The 18,670-nt window shown below is 70.7% G+C and carries 17 protein-coding genes, 1 tRNA gene and 1 riboswitch; of the genes, 6 read left to right on the top strand and 12 right to left on the bottom strand.

Going from position 1 to position 18,670, the window contains the following annotated elements:
* Nucleotides 1-17: 17 nt before the first annotated feature.
* Complete coding sequence (locus ACFY1T_RS31235) at nt 18-389, bottom strand: hypothetical protein (protein ID WP_390791146.1); 372 nt, start codon at nt 387-389, stop codon at nt 18-20.
* A gap of 106 nt (nt 390-495) precedes the next feature.
* Here ACFY1T_RS31235 and ACFY1T_RS31230 point away from each other — a divergent pair, with 106 nt between their 5' ends.
* Nucleotides 496-726, top strand: coding sequence for a DUF4287 domain-containing protein (locus tag ACFY1T_RS31230; RefSeq protein WP_030865915.1), 231 nt, complete (start codon nt 496-498; stop codon nt 724-726).
* A 148-nt stretch (nt 727-874) separates the two neighbouring features.
* On the opposite strand, the gene ACFY1T_RS31225 is transcribed toward ACFY1T_RS31230, so the two are convergent.
* Together ACFY1T_RS31225 and ACFY1T_RS31220 are read right to left on the bottom strand one after the other, a co-directional pair.
* Nucleotides 875-1,723: a Bax inhibitor-1/YccA family protein gene (locus tag ACFY1T_RS31225; protein ID WP_390791145.1), complete on the bottom strand. Its 849-nt coding sequence runs from the start codon at nt 1,721-1,723 to the stop codon at nt 875-877.
* A gap of 259 nt (nt 1,724-1,982) precedes the next feature.
* Nucleotides 1,983-2,062 (bottom strand) — tRNA-Leu (locus ACFY1T_RS31220).
* A gap of 453 nt (nt 2,063-2,515) precedes the next feature.
* On the opposite strand from ACFY1T_RS31220, the gene ACFY1T_RS31215 reads away from it, so the two are divergent.
* Nucleotides 2,516-3,280 carry an ABC transporter ATP-binding protein gene (locus ACFY1T_RS31215; RefSeq protein WP_390791187.1) on the top strand — a complete coding sequence of 255 codons (765 nt, stop codon included), beginning with the start codon at nt 2,516-2,518 and terminating at the stop codon, nt 3,278-3,280.
* Between the two features lie 53 nt (nt 3,281-3,333).
* On the top strand, nt 3,334-5,886 hold the full coding sequence (locus tag ACFY1T_RS31210; protein WP_390791144.1) for an ABC transporter permease: 2,553 nt from the start codon (nt 3,334-3,336) through the stop codon (nt 5,884-5,886).
* A 75-nt stretch (nt 5,887-5,961) separates the two neighbouring features.
* On the opposite strand, the gene ACFY1T_RS31205 is transcribed toward ACFY1T_RS31210, so the two are convergent.
* Both ACFY1T_RS31205 and ACFY1T_RS31200 read right to left on the bottom strand, forming a co-directional pair.
* Entirely contained in the window at nt 5,962-7,353 is a 1,392-nt protein-coding gene (locus tag ACFY1T_RS31205; RefSeq protein WP_390791143.1) for a class I SAM-dependent methyltransferase, read from the bottom strand.
* Nucleotides 7,354-7,557: 204 nt separating this feature from the next.
* Nucleotides 7,558-8,943 (bottom strand): NAD(P)/FAD-dependent oxidoreductase, encoded by a 1,386-nt coding sequence (locus ACFY1T_RS31200; RefSeq protein WP_030865901.1) that lies wholly within the window; start codon nt 8,941-8,943, stop codon nt 7,558-7,560.
* Between the two features lie 514 nt (nt 8,944-9,457).
* Between ACFY1T_RS31200 and ACFY1T_RS31195 the strand changes: the two genes are divergently transcribed.
* Nucleotides 9,458-9,730 (top strand): type II toxin-antitoxin system Phd/YefM family antitoxin, encoded by a 273-nt coding sequence (locus ACFY1T_RS31195; RefSeq protein WP_390791142.1) that lies wholly within the window; start codon nt 9,458-9,460, stop codon nt 9,728-9,730.
* Entirely contained in the window at nt 9,727-9,996 is a 270-nt protein-coding gene (locus tag ACFY1T_RS31190) for a type II toxin-antitoxin system RelE/ParE family toxin (RefSeq protein WP_390791141.1), read from the top strand. Before ACFY1T_RS31195 ends, ACFY1T_RS31190 begins: the two co-directional genes overlap by 4 nt.
* A gap of 85 nt (nt 9,997-10,081) precedes the next feature.
* Here ACFY1T_RS31190 and ACFY1T_RS31185 read toward each other — a convergent pair whose 3' ends face one another.
* From ACFY1T_RS31185 to ACFY1T_RS31155, 7 genes are all read right to left on the bottom strand, one after another.
* Nucleotides 10,082-11,023: a Ppx/GppA phosphatase family protein gene (locus ACFY1T_RS31185; RefSeq protein WP_030865900.1), complete on the bottom strand. Its 942-nt coding sequence runs from the start codon at nt 11,021-11,023 to the stop codon at nt 10,082-10,084.
* Nucleotides 11,020-11,568 (bottom strand): DUF501 domain-containing protein, encoded by a 549-nt coding sequence (locus tag ACFY1T_RS31180; RefSeq protein ID WP_390791140.1) that lies wholly within the window; start codon nt 11,566-11,568, stop codon nt 11,020-11,022. Before ACFY1T_RS31180 ends, ACFY1T_RS31185 begins: the two co-directional genes overlap by 4 nt.
* A 46-nt stretch (nt 11,569-11,614) precedes the next feature.
* Complete coding sequence (locus tag ACFY1T_RS31175; RefSeq protein WP_030865896.1) at nt 11,615-12,103, bottom strand: septum formation initiator family protein; 489 nt, start codon at nt 12,101-12,103, stop codon at nt 11,615-11,617.
* 127 nt (nt 12,104-12,230) lie between these two features.
* Nucleotides 12,231-13,517: a phosphopyruvate hydratase gene (gene eno / locus ACFY1T_RS31170; RefSeq protein ID WP_384712847.1), complete on the bottom strand. Its 1,287-nt coding sequence runs from the start codon at nt 13,515-13,517 to the stop codon at nt 12,231-12,233.
* A gap of 263 nt (nt 13,518-13,780) precedes the next feature.
* Complete coding sequence (locus tag ACFY1T_RS31165) at nt 13,781-14,470, bottom strand: transglycosylase family protein (RefSeq protein ID WP_390791139.1); 690 nt, start codon at nt 14,468-14,470, stop codon at nt 13,781-13,783.
* A 2-nt stretch (nt 14,471-14,472) separates the two neighbouring features.
* Nucleotides 14,473-14,643, bottom strand: a riboswitch (cyclic di-AMP (ydaO/yuaA leader).
* A 282-nt stretch (nt 14,644-14,925) separates the two neighbouring features.
* The gene (locus ACFY1T_RS31160) at nt 14,926-15,954 is read right to left on the bottom strand and encodes a transglycosylase family protein (protein ID WP_390791138.1); all 1,029 of its coding nucleotides are present in this window, start codon (nt 15,952-15,954) and stop codon (nt 14,926-14,928) included.
* 102 nt (nt 15,955-16,056) lie between these two features.
* Nucleotides 16,057-17,340, bottom strand: coding sequence for a cytochrome P450 (locus ACFY1T_RS31155; RefSeq protein WP_390791137.1), 1,284 nt, complete (start codon nt 17,338-17,340; stop codon nt 16,057-16,059).
* 121 nt (nt 17,341-17,461) lie between these two features.
* Between ACFY1T_RS31155 and ACFY1T_RS31150 the strand changes: the two genes are divergently transcribed.
* Complete coding sequence (locus ACFY1T_RS31150; protein WP_390791136.1) at nt 17,462-18,670, top strand: globin domain-containing protein; 1,209 nt, start codon at nt 17,462-17,464, stop codon at nt 18,668-18,670.

The following is an 18,670-nucleotide window of genomic DNA, read 5'->3' as shown; positions in this document are numbered from 1 at the left end:
TCACGGCGCCGCCCTGATCACCGCGTCGCTCCGGCTTCCGCCCGCTCCACCAGCCGTACGGCCTCGTCCAGCATCTCGGACGGGGCCTTCGCTGTGTCCGGGAGCCCCAGCGGCCCCTCGGCGGCGGCGCGCAGCGCCTCCGCGAGGTCCAGTCCGGCCACCGCCACCTGATCCCCGACCACGAACACGCCCGCGTCGGGCATCTCCCGCGCCGGAGCCGCCCCCGCGCCCCGCCACGGCGCCTCCAGCGCCTGGGCCCGTACGGAGAGCTCGCGGGCCAGCTCCAGCGCCTCGGCGGCGGCCCCGCGCCGGAGACGGCTCTGCGGCATGGCCCGCAGCCGGTCGGCGAAACGTTCCACGGCGGCGGTCAGAGGCGAAGTATCAAGCACCCGGCCGACCTTACGCGCCGCCGCGGCGCCATTGCCAACGGGCGAACTCTCCGGCACGGTGGCGTGAAGAGAACAGCACAGAACGGCGATACCTCCGGAGGCGCCCATGTCCGTAGAGTTCTCCGAGCAGACCCACCGCAACATGATCGACAGAATCCCCCTGACCACCGGTCGTGAAGTGTCCGACTGGCTCCGCGCCGTGGACGACGGCCCCTCTCTCGTCCGGTTCGAGGAAAAGGTCAGCTGGCTGCGCGGCGCGCACGAACTCTCGTACGGCCAGGCCAAGGCGATCATCCACGAGTACGACCTGCGCAGGGCGGCCCGCAAGTTCGGCTGAGCCGTCCGCCGGCCCGATCCCCCGACCCGATCCCCCGACCCTCCGTCCCCGACCCCGTACCGACTCCGAAACGCGGGAAGGCCCCGCGAGCGGTGAGCTCGCGGGGCCTTCCCCCTGCCGTCCGCGCCGGCGCGGACGGCAGGGGCGACTAGTCGTCGCCGGAGAGGATCTGGAACAGGCGCAGCAGCTCCAGGTAGATCCAGACCAGGGTCAGCGTGAGGCCGAAGGCCGCCAGCCAGGCCTCGTCGCGCGGGGCGCCGTAGGCGATGCCGTCCTCGACCTGCTTGAAGTCCAGGGCGAGGAAGCAGGCGCCGAGGACGACGCCGACGATGCCGAACAGGATGCCGAGGCCGCCGCTGCGGAAGCCGAGGCCGTCACCGCCCGCGAAGACCGAGAACAGCAGGTTCGCGACCATGAGCAGCATGAAGCCCATGGCGGCCGCCATCACGAACCCGTAGAAACGGCGGGTGACGCGGATCCAGCGCATCTTGTACGCGAACAGCACGGAGGCGAAGACGCACATCGTGCCGAGCACGGCCTGGATGACCACGCCGGCACCGAAGTAGGTGCTGGTGGCCGCGGAGAGGACGCCGAGGAAGAAGCCCTCGAAGGCCGCGTACGCGAGGATGATCGGCGGGGAGGCCTTGCGCTTGAAGGACTGGACGAGCCCGAGGACCATCGCGACGAGCGCGGCGCCGACGGCGATGCCGTACGACTTGTTGACGTTCGCCGGGTCGACCGGCATGGCGATCCACGCGATCGTCGCCGTGAGGATGACCGTGCCGAGCGTCATGGCCGTACGGCTCACGACGTCGTCCATGGTCATCACGTCGGCGCGGGCGGGCGCCTGCGGCATGCCGGTGGCGGCGTCCGTGGCGTAGGGATTCGTCGCGTACGGGTTGGTCCCGGCCTGCTGGTGCTGCGCGTCAAAGCCCGCGTAGCCACCGTTGTCGCGGCTGAACCCCCGTCGCGAGAAGACCGGGTTGCTGCTCCTCATCTCACTCCTCCATGGCCACCGTGCGCGGCCTTGCAACAAGAGTAATGCGTTAGCAAAAATCTGACCCTACTGCTCAGGGAGGATCTTTGCCCACGACCCGCTGCCGCATTTATGCAGACCGCACGACAGATTTCCAATGATTTCCGCACATGGGGCCCGTCGGAGCCGGAGGCCGCCCCGGGGGAGGGAACAGGACGGCGGGGGCGCCCCTGGGGCGCCCCCGCCGTTCGTGTGTTCCGGTGCGTGCGGAACGTTCTCGTGCCCGGAGCCGGACTTGAACCGGCACGGCCTAAGCCAGCGAGGTTTAAGCTCGCCGTGTCTGCATTCCACCATCCGGGCGGGGTGTCGCGGCTCCCGCACAAAAGCACTGAACGCTGTGCCGAGCCTATCCGGATCATCGTGGTCGACAGTGGGCCCTCTATCCGATGTTGTCTGATTTTATTGGCGCTTGAGGGGCCGTCAGGCGCCAGAACGCACGGTGGGCCCGTTACGGACGGCGATCACCCGCGATACGGGATTGACGGGATTTCGACGGCCTTCGCCACCCGCGCGCCACCCCGGGCCACCCCCGCCCGCGGAAGCCGTCCCGAGGCCCTTCCCCCGACGCCGCACCGGGGCCGCCGTCATACCAGAGGAGGAGGCGGCCCGCCCCGTGATCAGACTCCAGTGGGCCAGGGAACGGGCACCTCGGCTGATCCCCCGCGGGGGTGCGCACGGCGACGATGGGAGCGTCCCGCCGATCCGCAGACCGCACCCCGGTCCGCAGCCCGAGGAGTCGCTTCCGTGACCACCATGAACTACGCCCCGCACACCACCCAGGCCGTGGCCGCCCGGGCCACCGGCCTCTCCAAGGTGTACGGCCAGGGCGAGACCCAGGTGGTCGCCCTCGACAACGTCTCCGTGGACTTCGGCCAGGGCCAGTTCACCGCGATCATGGGCCCCTCGGGTTCCGGCAAGTCCACCCTGATGCACTGCGTCGCCGGTCTGGACACCTTCTCCGCCGGCTCCGTCCGCATCGGCGAGACCGAGCTCTCCACCCTCAAGGACAAGCAGCTGACCCAGCTGCGCCGCGACAAGATCGGCTTCATCTTCCAGGCGTTCAACCTGCTGCCGACGCTGACGGCGCTGGAGAACATCACCCTGCCGATGGACATCGCGGGCCGCAAGCCCGACCGGCAGTGGCTGGACAACGTCATCGAGATGGTCGGCCTCTCCGGCCGCCTCGGCCACCGCCCCACCCAGCTCTCCGGCGGCCAGCAGCAGCGCGTGGCCGTCGCCCGCGCCCTGGCCTCCCGCCCCGAGATCATCTTCGGTGACGAGCCCACCGGAAACCTGGACTCCCGCTCCGGCGCCGAGGTCCTCGGCTTCCTGCGCAACTCCGTCCGCGAGCTCGGCCAGACCGTCGTCATGGTCACCCACGACCCGGTCGCCGCCTCCTACGCGGACCGCGTCATCTTCCTCGCCGACGGCCGCATCGTCGACGAGATGTACGGCCCCACCGCCGACGGGGTGCTCGACCGCATGAAGGCCTTCGACGCCAAGGGCCGCACCAGCTGAGGGACGTTCCCTCCCCGTCCCCGCTGACCCCTTACCCCCTGGACTCCTCCACCATGTTCCGTACCGCGCTGCGCAACGTGCTCGCGCACAAGGCCAGGCTGCTGATGACGGTGCTCGCCGTCGTCCTCGGCGTCGCCTTCGTCTCCGGCACCCTCGTCTTCACCGACACCCTCAGCAAGGCCCTCTCCGGCCAGTCCGCCAAGAGCTACGACGGCGTCGCCGTCTCCGTGACCTCGTACGGCCAGGGCCGGGGCGACGACGGCCAGAAGGAGGGCGAGGTCGGCCTCAGCCAGCAGACCCTCGACAAGGTCAAGGCGCTGGGAGGCGTCGACTCCGTCTCCGGCCGCGTCTCCGGCTTCGCAGGCGTCGGTGACGAGAAGGGCGAGCTGATCGGCTCCGGCTGGTCCAACAAGGGCTCCAACTACGCCCCCGTCAAGGACGGCAAGGACCCGCGCTACGCCTTCACCCAGGGCACCGGCCCGGCCAAGGCCGACCAGATCGCCCTCGACAAGGCGACCGCCGACACCGGCAAGTACAAGGTCGGCGACAAGGTCCGCGTCGCCACCAACGGCCCGGTGAAGGAGTACACCCTCTCCGGGATCTTCACCACCGAGGACGGCGCGGTCAGCGCGGGCGGCAGCCTGGTCCTCTTCGACACCGCCGTCGCCCAGGAGCTGTACCTCAAGCCCGGGTACTACGAGGAGCTGTCCGTCGCCGCCAAGGCCGGCACCTCCGCCGACCAGCTGCTCACCGACATCAAGCCGCTGCTCGACTCCAAGCACACCAAGGCCCAGACCGGCGCCGCCCTCGCCGCCGAGCAGGCCAAGGACGTCGAGCGGGGCATGTCGAACATGAACCAGATGCTGCTCGCGTTCGCCGGCATCGCGCTCTTCGTCGGCATCTTCCTGATCTACAACACCTTCACCATGCTGGTCACCCAGCGCACCAAGGAACTGGCCCTGCTGCGCGCCGTCGGCGCCAACCGCGGCCAGGTCATGCGCTCGGTCCTCACCGAGGCACTGGTCGTCGGCGTCGTCTCCGCCGTCGTCGGCCTGGTCGCCGGCACCGGCCTGGCGGTCGCCATGCGCTCCGCGATCGAGGCCTTCGGCGCCAAGCTCCCGGCGGGCGACCTCGTGATCGCCCCCGGCACCGTCGTCGCCGCCGTGGTCATCGGCGTCCTCGTCACCACCCTCGCCGCCCTCCTGCCCGCCTGGCGCACCGGCCGGATCGCCCCGGTCGCCGCCATGGGCAGCGCCCACCTCCCGGCCACCGCGAAGTCCCTGGTCGTACGGAACGTCCTCGGCTCGGTGATCAGCCTCGGCGGCATCGGCCTGGTCCTGCTCGGCGTGTCCATGGGCGGCGAGAACGGCCGCCTGACCGTCGGCGCCGGCGCGTTCTTCATGCTCATCGGCCTGATCGTGGTGCTGCCGCTGCTCTCCAAGCCGGTCATCGGAGCGATCCGCCCCGCGCTGCAGAAGGTCTTCGGCATCCCCGGCAAGCTGGCCGCGCAGAACGCCGTGCGCAACCCGCGCCGCACCGCGGTCACCGCCGCCTCCCTGTCGATCGGCCTGACGCTGGTCACCACCCTGTCGGTGCTCGGCATCACCATGGGCACGGCCGTCGACAAGATGAGCACGGACAAGCTGAAGGCCGACTACAAGGTCTCCATGGCCGCCGAGGGCATGAGCCTGGACAAGTCGGTCGCCGAGACGCTGGCCAAGGCCCCCGGCATCAAGGCGGTCTCCCCCCAGGCCGACGGCTACCTGAGGATCGGCGGCCAGTTCCGCTCCGCCTCCGGCGTCACTCCGTCCGCCATCGGCCAGATGCTGAACATCGACACCCTCAGCGGATCGATGGACAGCCTCGCCAAGGGCGAGGTGGCCGTCGCCGAGACGACCGCGAAGAAGCAGAACCTCTCCGTCGGGTCCGCGCTCGAAGTCCAGTACGACGACGGCCAGAAGGGCACGCTCAAGATCGGCGCCGTCTACAAGGACCTCGAGGGCCTGCTCTCCCCGTACGTGCTCGACAACAAGATCCTCGCCTCGCACAGCGAGGACCAGTACATCCGCGAGGTGTACGTCAACACCGCCGACGGGGCCTCGAAGGCCGCGCAGCAGACGGTGATCGACGCCCTGGGCAAGAACCCGGCGATCAAGGTCTCCACCCAGGAGGACATGCGCAACGAGATGGGCGGCATCATCAACACGATGCTGAACATCATGTACGGGCTGCTCGGCATGGCCCTGATCATCTCGGTGCTCGGCGTGGTCAACACCCTGGCGATGTCCGTCTTCGAGCGGACGCAGGAGATCGGCATGCTGCGGGCGATCGGCCTCGACCGCGGCCGGGTCAAGAACATGATCCGCCTGGAAGCCGTGGTCATCTCGCTCTTCGGCGCGGTGCTCGGCGTCGGGATCGGCGTCTTCCTCGCCTGGGCGGTGGGCACCACCATCTCCAAGGGGGTCCCGAACTACGCCCTGGTCCTCCCGTGGGACCGGATCGGCATCTTCCTCCTGCTCGCCGGCGTGGTCGGTGTCCTGGCGGCCATGTGGCCCGCGCGCAGCGCGGCCCGGCTGAACATGCTGACCGCCATCAAGACCGAGTAGGCGCGGCGTTCCACGGCAGGGACACGGAAGGGCCCCGGGGCACACGCCCCGGGGCCCTTCCCGCGCCGTACGGGCTCATGCCCCCCAGGTGCGCAGCCGCAGCGGCAGCCCCGAGCGCCCGGCCGCCGCGGGCTTCACCGCGAGGACCTGGTTGACGCCGAGCCGGCCGTGCTCGAAGCCCAGCGCCGAGGCCGCCATGTACAGCCGCCAGACCCGGGCCCGCCCCGGTGAGGTCAGCCGTACGGCCTCGTCCCAGTGCTTCTCCAGCCGCGCCACCCACGCCCGCAGCGTCAGTGCGTAGTGCTCGCGCAGCGCCTCCACGTCGCGGACCTCGAAACCGGCCCGCTCCAGCTCGCCCACCGTCGTGCCCAGCGGGGAGAGTTCCCCGTCGGGGAAGACGTAGGCGTCGATGAACTCGTCGATCCGGTGCGCCTCTTCGTCCGGCTCCGGCGGGCGCGCGATCTGGTGGTTCAGCAGGCGGCCGCCGGGCGCCAGCAGGGCGTGCAGGGTGCGGGCGTACTCGCGGTAGCGCTCCGCGCCGACGTGCTCGGCCATGCCGATGGACGAAATGGCGTCGTACGGGCCGTCCTTGACGTCCCGGTAGTCCTGGATCCGGATGTCGAGCCGGTCGGCCAGGCCCTCCTCCGCGGCCCGCTTGCGGGCGTACACGGCCTGCTCGCGCGAGAGGGTGATGCCGGTGACGCGGACCCCGTACTCCCGGGCGGCGTGCAGGGCCATGGAGCCCCAGCCGCAGCCGACGTCGAGGAGGCGCTCGCCGGGCCGCAGGCCCAGCTTCCGGCAGACCAGGTCGAGTTTGTCCCGCTGGGCCTCCTCCAGGGTGGAGCCGGGGCTCCAGTAGGCGCAGGAGTACACCATCGAGGGACCCAGGACGTGCTCGTAGAACTCGTTGCCGACGTCGTAGTGGTGACTGATCGCCTGGCGGTCCCGGGCCCTGGTGTGCGTCGGGCCGCCGCGGCGGGGGGCCTCCTCGGGCGGCGGCGCGGGCGCCGGCCACGGCCGGGCCAGGGCGACGAGGTCGCGCAGGGCGGCCCGGGCGGCGGGGTCGCGCAGCAGCGCGGCGGTCCCGGCGGCCCCCGCGGCCCGCTCCGGCAGCCGCGGAAGCTGGGGGCGCAGGGCACCGAGCTTGCCCAGGCCCGAGCGGCGCAGGGCCGGCGGGGTCTCGGGGACGGCGGCGGGCCCGCGCTCCCAGAGCAGTCCGGCCACCCGGTCCAGCAGTTCGAAGAGGTCGCCCTCCACGGTCAGGTCCCCCGCCACCCAGGCCCGGGCCAGGCCCAGTTCACCCGGCCGCCACAGCACGCGGCGCAGGGCGCGCCGGTTGGCCAGCACCAGGGTGGGTCCGGCGGGCGGCCCGGCCTCGCTGCCGTCCCAGGCGCGAATCCGGACGGGCAGGGGGGCGCCCAGCAGGGTCTCGGCAAGAGCGGCCAGCCGCGGCGCGGCTTCGGTCATCGTAGGCACCTCCGGTAATGATCCGACCGATCGGCCTACCCATTTCGGGCGGGCCTCAATCGGACGACACTCCGAACAGGCCTACGACGGACCCGAACAGGGGCATGCCGACGGGACCGGGGCACGCCGAAGGGGCCGCCCGCACCACGGATGGCGGGCGGCCCCTTCGGGGTCGTGCTGGAGGTGTTGCCGGTCAGGCCCGGGTCAGGAGGCCTTGGCCTTCGCGGCCGGGGCAGCGGCGGCGGCCGGAGCCGGCGCCGGCTTGGCGGCCTCGTAGAACTCCTCGCGCGGGGTCTCCAGCGCACCGAGGGAGACGACCTCGCGCTTGAGGAACATGGCGAGGGTCCAGTCGGCGAAGACGCGGATCTTGCGGTTCCAGGTCGGCATGGCCATGCCGTGGTAGCCACGGTGCATGTACCAGGCGAGCCGGCCCTTGAGCTTGATCTTCGTCTTGCCCATGACGATCATCGCGACGCCCTTGTGGAGGCCGAGGCCCGCCACCGCACCCTTGTTGGAGTGCGAGTACTCGGCCTGCGGGAAGCCCCGCATGCCCGAGATGACGTTGTCGCCGAGGACCTTGGCCTGGCGCAGCGCGTGCTGGGCGTTCGGCGGGCACCAGGCGTTCTCGACGCCGGCCTTGCGGGCGGCGACGTCCGGGACCTGGGCGTTGTCGCCCGCGGCCCAGATGTAGTCCGTGCCCTGGACCTGGAGGGTCGGGGCGGTGTCGACGTGGCCGCGCGGGCCCAGCGGCAGGCCGTAGCGGGCCAGCACCGGGTTGGGCTTGACGCCGGCGGTCCACACGAGGGTGTCGGAGTCGACCTCGAGGCCGTTCTTCAGCACCACGTGGCCGTCCACGCAGGAGTCCATCGAGGTGTTGAGGTAGATCTCGATGCCGCGGGACTCGAGGTGCTCCTTGCCCCAGGTGCCGAGCTTGGGCCCGACCTCGGGGAGGATCTTGTCGGCCGCGTCCACCAGGATGAAGCGCATGTCCTCGCGCTTGATGGTGGTGTAGTACTTCGCGGCGTCGCGGGCCATGTCCTCGACCTCGCCGATCGTCTCGGCACCGGCGAAGCCGCCGCCGACGAAGACGAAGGTGAGGGCCTTGCGGCGGACGTTCTCGTCCGTCGTGGACTCGGCCTTGTCGAGCTGCTCGAGGACGTGGTTGCGCAGGCCGATGCCCTCTTCGACGCCCTTCATGCCGATGCCCTGTTCGGCGAGGCCGGGGATCGGGAAGGTGCGGGAGACGGCGCCGAGCGCGATCACCAGGTAGTCGAAAGGCAGCTCGTACGCCTCGCCGACGAGCGGCGTGACGACGGCGACCTTGCGGTCCTGGTCGATGCTGGTGACCCGGCCGGTGAGAACCTCTGCCTTGGGCAGCACGCGTCGCAGCGGGACGACGACGTGCCGAGGCGAGATGCTGCCTGCGGCCACTTCGGGGAGGAAGGGCTGGTAGGTCATGTACGACCGCGGGTCGACGACCGTGACGGTCGCCTCGCCATAGCGCATCTTCTTCATGATCCGCTTGGCCGCGTACAGGCCTACGTACCCACCTCCTACAACGAGGATCCTGGGACGCTCCGTGGTGCTCATGGAACGAGTATCCAGCACCCACAGGGGTGACGCTCGTGAGCCCCTTCACAAGGTGACGGAAGGCCTCTGCTACACTGCGCGGCCCACGTGACGGAGGTCATGGCGCGAAACGGGAACCAGGGTGTAACAGGATTCGTTGTTCACCCGTCCTGAACTGGCCTCCAAGCCCGCAAGCGGAGTAGACCACCGGGTTGGTGGATACCTACCGAGGGGGTGGGACGGCGCCCCCGTTTCGCACGAACGCTCGGACAAAAGAGGCCCGATGGCCCGCGGAGCGCCCCGAAGGACCCTCCCCGCGGCCCATCGGACCTCTTTTCCTTGTGAAGAACTTCACGAACTTTCTGTGGAGGAGGGGACCTAAGGCCCCCGTAAGGACCTCCGAAAGCCCCCCGAAGGCCCTCGACGACCTTCGAAACAGCCCTCCGTCAGGCGATGCTGTAGAGCATCCCCAGTGGACCCGCACCGATTTGGCGCCGCACGGGTACGTGTACACATCCGCGCGTACACTGCCGTCATGAGTGAGAACGCCGTGACCGTGCGCGAAGCCCGTGCCCATCTCGCGGACCACATCAATCGTGCGGAGCAGGGCGCGCCGACCATAATCACCCGTAACGGCGTCCCGGTGGCTGCCCTGGTTCCCATCGCGGACTTCAACGCACTCGAAGAGGCGGCCGACGAACTGCTCGCCCGCGAGGCGGAGGCCGTGCTGGCCGAAGGCGGGCCGACCGTGACCATGGCCGAGCTGCTGGCCGACCTGTTCAGCGAACGGGGTGACGGCGCGGCGTGAAGTACGCGTTCCGGTTCACCACCGCGGCACAACGGCAGCTCCGGGCCATCGACAGGCCGGCCGCGATGCGCATCCTCGCCGCACTGACCGCGCTGGGAGACGATCCGTACCGTGAGGACGCCGACGTCAAGAAGCTCAGCGGACCGTCCCGCCTCTACCGGCTCCGGGTGGGCGGTTGCCGGATCGCCCATCAGGTCCTGGACGGCGAGCTCGTCATCCTCGCCGTCAAGGTCGGCGACCGGCGCGACGTCCACCGCAGCATCTGAGTCCGATGACGAAGGCGCCCAGGTCGGCTGACCTGGGCGCCTTCGTCACGGCGACTGTGCGGGTCACGACCGCCGGTCGTCCGCCTCAGGCGATGGACCAGGCGATGCCGTCGAGGATGTCGTGTTCCGAGACGACGACCTCCCGGGCTCCGGTGCGCTCCATGATGGCGAGGAGGACCAGGGTGCCCGCGCCGATCACGTCCACCCGGCCCGGGTGGAGGACCGGGATCGCCGCGCGCTCGGCGTGCACCGAGGTCAGCATCCGGTCGGTGATCTCGCGGACCTGCTCGTACGGGATCCGGGCGTGGTGGATCTCGGAGGAGATGTACTCCGGCAGCCCCAGGGCGATCCCGGCGACCGTGGTCACCGAGCCGGCCAGGCCCACCAGGGTGCGCGCCTCGGTCAGCGGGACCGTCTGCTCGACCAGGTCCAGCGCCGCCTCGATGTCGGCCCGTATGGCCGCGATCTGCTCCGCGGTCGGCGGGTCGGTGACCGCCCCGTCCACCACCAGGTGGCGCTCGGTCATCCGGACGCAGCCCACGTCGACCGAGCGGGCCGCCCGTACGTGCTCCTCGCCGACCACGAACTCGGTCGAGCCGCCGCCGATGTCCACCACCAGGAAGGGCTTCTCCATGTGGGTGGTGCCCGTCAGCTCGCGGGTGGCGCCGACGAAGGAGAACTCCGCCTCCTGGTCGCCGGAGATCACCTCGGGCTCGACGCCCAGGATGCCGAGGACGCCCCGGACGAACTCCTCGCGGTTCTCGGCGTCGCGCGAGGCCGAGGTCGCCACGAACCGCAGGCGCTCCGCGCCCAGCTCCTTGACGACCTCCGCGTACTCGCGGCAGGCCGCGAAGGTGCGCTCCAGCGCCTCCGGGGCCAGCCGGCCCGTCTTGTCCACGCCCTGGCCCAGGCGGACGATCGTCATCCGCCGGTCCAGCTCGACCAGCTCGCCGGTGGCCGGATCGCAGTCCGCGACGAGCAGGCGGATGGAGTTCGTACCGCAGTCGACGGCCGCGACGCGGGTCACGCCTTCGGCTCCTGCTGCTCCGCCTTCTGCGCGCACGGCGTGACGCAGGCGCCCTTGGCCCACCACTCCGGCAGCATCGCCAGCGCCTCGTCGCCGAACGGGTTCACGCCCGGGCCGGCGGCCAGCGAGTGGCCGACCAGCACGTGCAGGCACTTCACCCGGTCCGGCATCCCGCCGGCGCTCGGGAAGCCCTGGAGCACCTCGATGGAGTCGCGGCGCCGGATGTAGTCCTCGTGCGCGGCCTGGTACGCGGCGGCGAGCTCGGGGTCCTCGGCGAGCCGGGCCTGCATCTCCTTCATCACGCCGTTGGCCTCGAGCGTGCCGATCGCGGAGGCCGCGCGCGGGCAGGTGAGGTAGTACGTCGTCGGGAAGGGCGTGCCGTCGGGGAGGCGCGGGGCGGTCTCCACCACGTCCGGCTGGCCGCACGGGCAGCGGTGGGCGATGGCGCGCAGCCCGCGCGGCGGGCGGCCGAGCTGCTGCTCGAACGCCTCGATGTCCGCATCGGTCGGCTCGGTCCGGTCGGTCTGGGGCGGGGGCGTCTGCATGCCTGGAGGAAGTCTCTTCGTTCTCGTGGATGGGTGCGGGTACTCGTCACTCGCCGGGGCGGTCTGCCTTGTCGACGCCGTCCCAGACGTTCGAGTACCAGGGCCGGTCGGATCCGGCCGTTCCGGTGCGGTGCCGCTCGGCGGCCCCGGCCCCGGGGTCGGTCATGATGTAGCTGATCTCGCCCGGGCGGACGAAGTGCAGGTGCTTGCGCGCCTGCTGCTCCGCGTACGCGTTGTCCTGCCAGCGGGCCTTCTCGTCGCGGAGGCGTTCGAGGCGCCGGCCCGCGGCCTCGGCGGCCTTCCGCTGCTCCGCGATCTCCGAGCGCTGTGAGACGTACTGGCGCATCGGATACGCGAGGGCGACGACCAGCGTACAGAGGACGAGCACCAGGAGCGCGGCGCGGCCGGTGAGCCGGCTGCGGCGGACCTGACGGCGCGTCTGCGAACGGTAGACGTGGGCGGCGGTCCGCTCGCCGAGCTGCTTGAGCCTGGTCGCGGTGGAGAAGGTGGAGAACCGATCCCGGTTCCCGGCCATTGATCCCGCCTCCCCTGTGTCCCTCTGTCCCTGGGTACGTCGTGCGCGCTACGCAATACGTCCCCGCACACGGTACGGGACCGAGTGCGGGGACGTACGGAGGCCAGCCCCGGAGGGCCTGCCGTGATTAGCCCTTGAAGCGCGGGAAGGCGGAGCGGCCCGCGTACACGGCGGCGTCGTCGAGGATCTCCTCGATGCGCAGCAGCTGGTTGTACTTGGCGACGCGGTCCGAGCGGGCCGGGGCGCCGGTCTTGATCTGGCCGCAGTTCACGGCGACGGCGAGGTCGGCGATGGTGACGTCCTCGGTCTCGCCGGAGCGGTGCGACATCATGCACTTGAAGCCGTTGCGCTGGGCCATCTCGACGGCGTCGAGGGTCTCGGTCAGCGAACCGATCTGGTTCACCTTCACGAGCAGGGCGTTCGCGGAGCCCTCCTCGATGCCGCGGGCAAGGCGCTCCGGGTTGGTGACGAAGAGGTCGTCGCCGACGATCTGCACCTTGGAGCCGATGCGGTCGGTGATGGTCTTCCAGCCGGCCCAGTCGTCCTCGAACAGCGGGTCCTCGATGGAGACGAGCGGGTACGCGGAGACGAGCTCCTCGTAGTACTCGGTCATCTCGGCGGCCGAGCGGGACTGGCCCTCGAACTCGTACTTGCCGTCCTTGTAGAACTCGGACGCGGCGACGTCGAGCGCGAGCGCGATGTCCTTGCCCGGGACGTAGCCGGCCTGCTTGATGGCCTCGACGATGAGGTCGAGCGCGGCGCGGTTGGACTCCAGGTTCGGCGCGAAGCCGCCCTCGTCACCGAGACCGGTGGAGAGGCCCTTGGTGTGCAGGACCTTCTTGAGGGTGTGGTAGACCTCGGCACCCCAGCGAAGGGCCTCGGAGAAGGACTCCGCGCCGATCGGGGCGATCATGAACTCCTGGATGTCCACGTTGGAGTCCGCGTGCGAACCGCCGTTGAGGATGTTCATCATCGGAACGGGCAGCAGGTGCGCGTTCGGGCCGCCGAGGTAGCGGAAGAGCGGGAGGTCCGAGGCCTCGGACGCGGCGTGCGCGACGGCCAGGGAGACGCCGAGGATGGCGTTGGCGCCGAGGGAGCCCTTGTTCTCGGTGGCGTCCAGGTCGATCATGGCCTGGTCGATCAGGCGCTGCTCGGTGGCGTCGTAGCCGACGAGCTCCGGGCCGAGCTGCTCGATGACGGCGAGGACGGCCTTCTCGACACCCTTGCCCATGTAACGGTTGGGGTCACCGTCGCGGAGCTCGACGGCCTCGAAGGCACCGGTGGAGGCGCCGGACGGAACTGCAGCACGGCCGGTGCTGCCATCGTCGAGGCCCACCTCGACCTCGACCGTGGGGTTGCCTCGGGAGTCCAGGATTTCCCGGGCTACGACGACGTCGATGGACGGCACGAGCATCTCCTTCTGGGATGTGACGCTGGGTGTGCGGTGGCATGTCGGGCCGTGGGATGGCCCCGCCGCCTAGAGCCTAACCGGCTCCGGGCACTGGGCCGGCCGACCGCCCGCCCCCTGGGACGAAAAAGGGCCCGAATACCCGTCTTCCGGTACATAGGGACCCCGGCCACCGGTACAAACGCCGCCGCCCGGCGCGTGAGGGAAGACGCGCCGGGCGGTCGGGCTCCGCGGCGCCGCCGGGGCGGCCGCGGTTGTCACTGCGGAGTTCAGCTGAGCTTCAGCTTCTGACCCGGGAAGATCAGGTCGGCGTCCGAGACGATGTCCTTGTTGAGCTCGAAGAGCTTCTCCCAGCCACCCTTGACGCCGTTGGCCTCGGCGATGGTGCCCAGGGTGTCGCCGGCCTTGACCTCGTACGAGCCGTTGCCGGTCTTCACGACCGGGGCGGCCTCGGAGCGCTCGGAGCGGGTGACCGGCGCGGGGGTCTCGCGCTTGGTCTCCTTCTTCGTCTCGGTCTTCTTCGGCTGGGTCTTCTTGGTCTCGGTCTTCGTCTCCGTCTTCTTCGGGGTGTCGGTCGTACCACCACCGTTGTAAGAGGAGTTGGAGAGGCCCTTGCCGCAGACCGGCCAGGCGCCCTTGCCCTGGCCCTTGAGGACCTTCTCGGCGATGGCTATCTGCTGCGACTTGGAGGCCTGGTTCGGCATGCCCTGGCCGCCGTACCCCCGCCAGGTCTGGAGGGAGAACTGCAGGCCGCCGTAGTAGCCGTTGCCCGTGTTGATGGACCAGTTGCCGCCGGACTCGCACTGCGCCACGGCGTCCCACTGGGAGGCGGTGGCGGCGGAGGCCGAGCCGGCCGCCATCAGGGGGGCGGCTACGGCGACACCGGTGACACCGGCGAGCGTGACGATGCGAGCGGCCTTGGAGGCGCGACGGTGCTTGCCCTTGCCGGAAATCAGCATGGAGTTCTCCTCACCGACGCCTACGAGGTGAGCTGTCGGGTTCGGGCTGATGAGTGCCCGGCCGTGCGACGTGGCGCACGACTTAACCCCTAGCCGTTTCCTTGCCGTCTCTCAACGGCCGGTCCCGGCGCCTACCTTGGTTCCCCCGCTCCTGCCTTCGGCGCTTTACGCGACGACTGTTCCCTCCGTCCGCCGGCAGGATTCGGCGATGCGGTCGAAGGAGCCCGCGGTGGCGGGCGACTCAGAAGGTAGACAGGTCTCTCCCCGATGTTCAACGAGGAACACCGGGGAGAAACGGCCCCTACTTGCGCCCTCCTTACGTGCATTTGCGCAGGTGAGGGCGGGGTTTGCAGAAGGCTCCAGGCGGGACACGCCAGTTGACCGGAAGAGACACATGTCTCACTTGCAGATAACGGACATTCAGCCTTTTCCGGGTGTCCGAAGTGCCGCTGTTTTTAACTTAGATCCAGATTCTGGCCGGGCTTGATCAGATCGGCGTCATCACCGATGACCTGCTCGTTGGCCTGGTAGAGCGCGTTCCAGCCGCCCTTGACCCCCTTGGCGGAGGCAATGGTCGCCAGGCTGTCGCCCGCCTGGACCGTGTACGAGGGGTCCGACGCCGCGCCGGAGGCGACGGGCGCCTCAAGGGCGGGCGTACCGCGGTGCTTACCGGTGGCGGAGGGGTCCGGGATGCCCGCCGGGTCGGTGGTGGCACCCGGGGTGCCCGGGGCCGCGGGGGTGGTGGGAGCGGTCGGGTCGCCCGGAGCGGTCGGGGTGCCGGGCGCGGTCGGGGTGCCCGGAGCGGTCGGGGTGCCGGGCGCGGTCGGGGTGCCCGGGGCCGTCGGGGTGCCGGGGGTGCCCGGGAGCACCGGGTCGGTCGGCGAGGTGGACGGCACGTCCGGGTCGGGCATGACGGGCAGTCCGCTGCTGGGCGCGAGCGGCGCCGGCGGAATCGTGAAGTCCGGGGCCGGAGCCGGGGTGGGGGCGCCGAAGTCGCGCGCCTTCGCGCCGGAACCGCCGGCCGGGACCGAGGCGTCGGGGCGCGAGGCGGTCGGAGCGATCGGGGTGAGCGTGCCGGGCAGGCCCGGGTCCACGGTCGCCGCGGGGCCCTGCTGGGTCAGTCCGGCCGCCTCCGAGCAGTGGCCGAACGCCTGGGCGCCCTGGGTGCCCAGCACCCGCTCGGCGACGGCGATCTGCTGCGAACGGCTGGCGAGGTCGGGGCGCTCGGCGAACTCCAGGCCGCCCGACGCCTTCCACTCCTCCTGCGTGAACGAAAGTCCGCCGTAGGACCCGCTGCCGGAGTTGGCGCTCCAGGAGCCGCCGCTCTCACACTCGGCGACCTTGTCCCACGTGGAGGTCTCGGCTGCGCTCGCGCCGGTGGCGGCGAGCAGCGGCAGGGCCAACGCGGAACCGGTGACCCCGGCGGTGACGACTATCGCGGGTACCTGGCGGGGGCGTCTGTGGCGGCCGTTCCCGGAACGCATGAGCTGCACCTTTCGCATAACGGCTGGGTAACGGCAGAACCTAGCCGTCTTAGCACGCGAGTAACAACTCTTGACGGGGGCTGACTTACGGTCAGTGGGCGTTCAGGGGTTTCGGGCTGTGAACTTCACGGGAAGGGTGCGCAGGCCACGCATGATCAGACCCCCGCGCCAGCGAAGCTCGTTGGGCGGAACAGCGAGTTCCAGATCCGGCAGACGCGTCAGCAAAGTCGCAAGCGCCGTCTGTCCCTCAAGTCGTGCGAGCGGAGCGCCCAGGCAGTAGTGGATTCCGTGCCCGTATCCGAGGTGCTGGTTGTCGGTGCGGGAGAGGTCGAGGGTGTCCGGATCGGCGAACCGCTCGGGGTCCCGGTCGGCCGCGGCGAGGACGACGAGCACGGGATCGCCGGCCGCGACGTCCTGGCCGCCGAGGGTCAGCGGCTCGGTGGCGAACCGCCAGGTGGCCAGCTCGACGGGCCCGTCGTAGCGCAGCAGCTCCTCGATGCCGGTCTCCAGCAGGCCGCTCTCGCCGGCGGCGAGGGAGTCCTGGAGGCGGGTGCGCTGACCGGGGTTCATGAAGAGGGAGTGGACGCCGTTGCCGATGAGGTTGACCGTCGTCTCGAATCCGGCGAACAGCAGGATGAAGGCCATCGCGGTGGCCTCGGCCTCCGTCAGGTGGTCGCCGTGGTCGCTCGCACGGATCAGGTCCGAAATCAGGTCATTGCCCAGATCATCCCTTTTACGGTGGATGAGTTCGCCGAGATAGGTCCGCATCTGCTTCACGGAGCGGGCCACCCCGCCCCGCGGACCGCCGCCGTGCCGGATCATCATCCCGGCCCAGTCGCGGAAGTCGTCCTGGTCCTCGCGCGGTACGCCGAGCATCTCGCAGATGGCGTAGATGGGGAGCGGGAAGGCGAACTCGTGGATGAGGTCCGCTTCCCCCCGGCTCGCGAACTGCTCGATGAGGTGGTCGGTCAGCTCCTGGACCCGGGGGGTGAACTCGGCCACCCTGCGCGGGGTGAACGCCTTCGACACCAGCCGCCGCAGCCGTGTGTGGTCCGGCGGGTCGATGTTGAGCAGATGCGTCATCAGCTCCGCCTTGCGCTCCCCCGGGATGCCCGTCTTGCCCTTGGCGTGCGCCGGCTCCGCGTGGTGCGCCGGATTCTTGCTGAGCCGCTGGTCGGCGAGGGCCTGGCGGGCGTCCGCGTACCGGGTGACCAGCCAGGCCTCGACCCCGCTGGGCAGCTTGGTGCGGTGCACCGGGGAGTGCTCGCGCAGCCAGGCGTACGCCGGATACGGATCGGTGGCGAACTCCCAGTCGAACAGGGTCGGGCCCTGGGGAGGGGTGCCGTCTTCGGGGGCTGCGGGGGCTGCGGGGGTCGGCTCATGCACCCGCTGACCGTATCCCGCGCGCCCGCCGCCATCCCATATGGGTGGTTCGCCGCGGCTGTCCGCAGATCCGCCATCGCTTGACCTCACGTTCCCCGGCGTTCCTACTTTCGGTCTTGTGGATGTGAGGATCTTGAAGAGCAGCTTCGCGGTGGTGGAGAGAAGGGCCGAGCACGCGGTCAAGTACTTCTACTCCCACCTCTTCTGGCACAACCCCGGGATCCGCGAGCTCTTCCCCGCCTCCGCCGAGGACATGGAACGCCAGCGCGACCGGCTCTTCGCCGCGCTGACCCACGTGGTCACCCGCCTCGACGACGAAGAGGGCCTGCTCCCCTATCTCCACGACCTCGGCCGCGACCACCGCAAGTTCCTCGCCGGCCCCGAGCACTACGCGGCCCTCGGCGCCAGCCTCCTCGCCGCGCTCGCCCGGACCTGCGGCGAGGCCTGGACCCCGACCGTGGAGAAGGCCTGGTCCGAGGCCTACCAGGTGATCGCCGACGCCATGACGGCCGGGGCCGCCGCGAGCGAGGACCCGCCGTGGTGGGACGCCGAGATCGTGCGCCACCTCCAGTACGGGGAGGACATCGGGGTGCTGACCCTGCGCCCGCACGCCCCCTTCCCGCACCTCCCCGGCCAGTACGCGAGCGTGAGCTGCGAACGGGTCCCGAAGGTCTGGCGCACGTACTCCATCGGGAACGCCCCGCGCCCGGACGGCACCCTCGACCTGCACGTCAGCCGCATCGAGGGCGGCCGCCTGAGCACCTCCCTGGTCCGCGAGGCCCGGCCCGGCGAGGTGCTGCGGCTCGGCGCGGCCGGCGGGCAGCTGACGCTGCGCCGCGCCGACCGGCCCGTCAGCCTCATCGCGGCGGGCACCGGCTGGGCGCCGATCCGGGCCATGGTGGAGGAGCTCGCCGCGGAACCTCCCGACCGGGACGTACGGCTCTTCGTCGTCGCCCGGGACGCGGCGCACCTCTACGACCGCCCGCTGATCGACGAGTACGCCGCCTCCTTCGGCCGGCTCGGCGTCACCTACATCACGCCCGCCCCCGGGCTCCACCGCGACCAGGCCACCGGGCGGCTCGCGACCGCTCTCGGCCACCGGGCCATGTGGCCCGAGCAGGACGTCTATCTCAGCGGGCCGCCGCCGTTCGTCGAGCAGACCGTGCGGGTGCTGAAGGAGCTGGGAGCCCTGCCGGGCAGGATCTTCCACGACTCGCTGCCCGCCGCGGGCACCGGCCACGGCCCGGGCGGGCGTCCCCTCGGCTTCGGCGAGTGGTTCCTCGGCCGCCCCGAGCCGCACTGGCACAACCCTTCGGGCCGCGCGCCCCGGTAG

Origin of the sequence: Streptomyces sp. NPDC001194 (genome assembly GCF_042896985.1) — a bacterium.
Classification (GTDB): Bacteria; Actinomycetota; Actinomycetes; order Streptomycetales; family Streptomycetaceae; genus Streptomyces.
This window is presented reverse-complemented; position numbering and strand designations above follow the sequence as displayed.

Excerpts from the sequence above, each read along its gene's own strand:
- eno (WP_384712847.1), bottom strand. The coding sequence starts at position 13,517 with ATGCTCGTGCCGTCCATCGACGTCGTCGTAGCCCGGGAAATCCTGGAC.
- ACFY1T_RS31165 (WP_390791139.1), bottom strand. The coding sequence starts at position 14,470 with ATGCTGATTTCCGGCAAGGGCAAGCACCGTCGCGCCTCCAAGGCCGCT.
- ACFY1T_RS31175 (WP_030865896.1), bottom strand. The coding sequence starts at position 12,103 with ATGGCCGGGAACCGGGATCGGTTCTCCACCTTCTCCACCGCGACCAGG.
- ACFY1T_RS31230 (WP_030865915.1), top strand. The coding sequence starts at position 496 with ATGTCCGTAGAGTTCTCCGAGCAGACCCACCGCAACATGATCGACAGA.
- ACFY1T_RS31210 (WP_390791144.1), top strand. The coding sequence starts at position 3,334 with ATGTTCCGTACCGCGCTGCGCAACGTGCTCGCGCACAAGGCCAGGCTG.
- ACFY1T_RS31195 (WP_390791142.1), top strand. The coding sequence starts at position 9,458 with ATGAGTGAGAACGCCGTGACCGTGCGCGAAGCCCGTGCCCATCTCGCG.
- ACFY1T_RS31205 (WP_390791143.1), bottom strand. The coding sequence starts at position 7,353 with ATGACCGAAGCCGCGCCGCGGCTGGCCGCTCTTGCCGAGACCCTGCTG.
- ACFY1T_RS31160 (WP_390791138.1), bottom strand. The coding sequence starts at position 15,954 with ATGCGTTCCGGGAACGGCCGCCACAGACGCCCCCGCCAGGTACCCGCG.
- ACFY1T_RS31225 (WP_390791145.1), bottom strand. The coding sequence starts at position 1,723 with ATGAGGAGCAGCAACCCGGTCTTCTCGCGACGGGGGTTCAGCCGCGAC.
- ACFY1T_RS31180 (WP_390791140.1), bottom strand. The coding sequence starts at position 11,568 with ATGCAGACGCCCCCGCCCCAGACCGACCGGACCGAGCCGACCGATGCG.
- ACFY1T_RS31200 (WP_030865901.1), bottom strand. The coding sequence starts at position 8,943 with ATGAGCACCACGGAGCGTCCCAGGATCCTCGTTGTAGGAGGTGGGTAC.
- ACFY1T_RS31215 (WP_390791187.1), top strand. The coding sequence starts at position 2,516 with ATGAACTACGCCCCGCACACCACCCAGGCCGTGGCCGCCCGGGCCACC.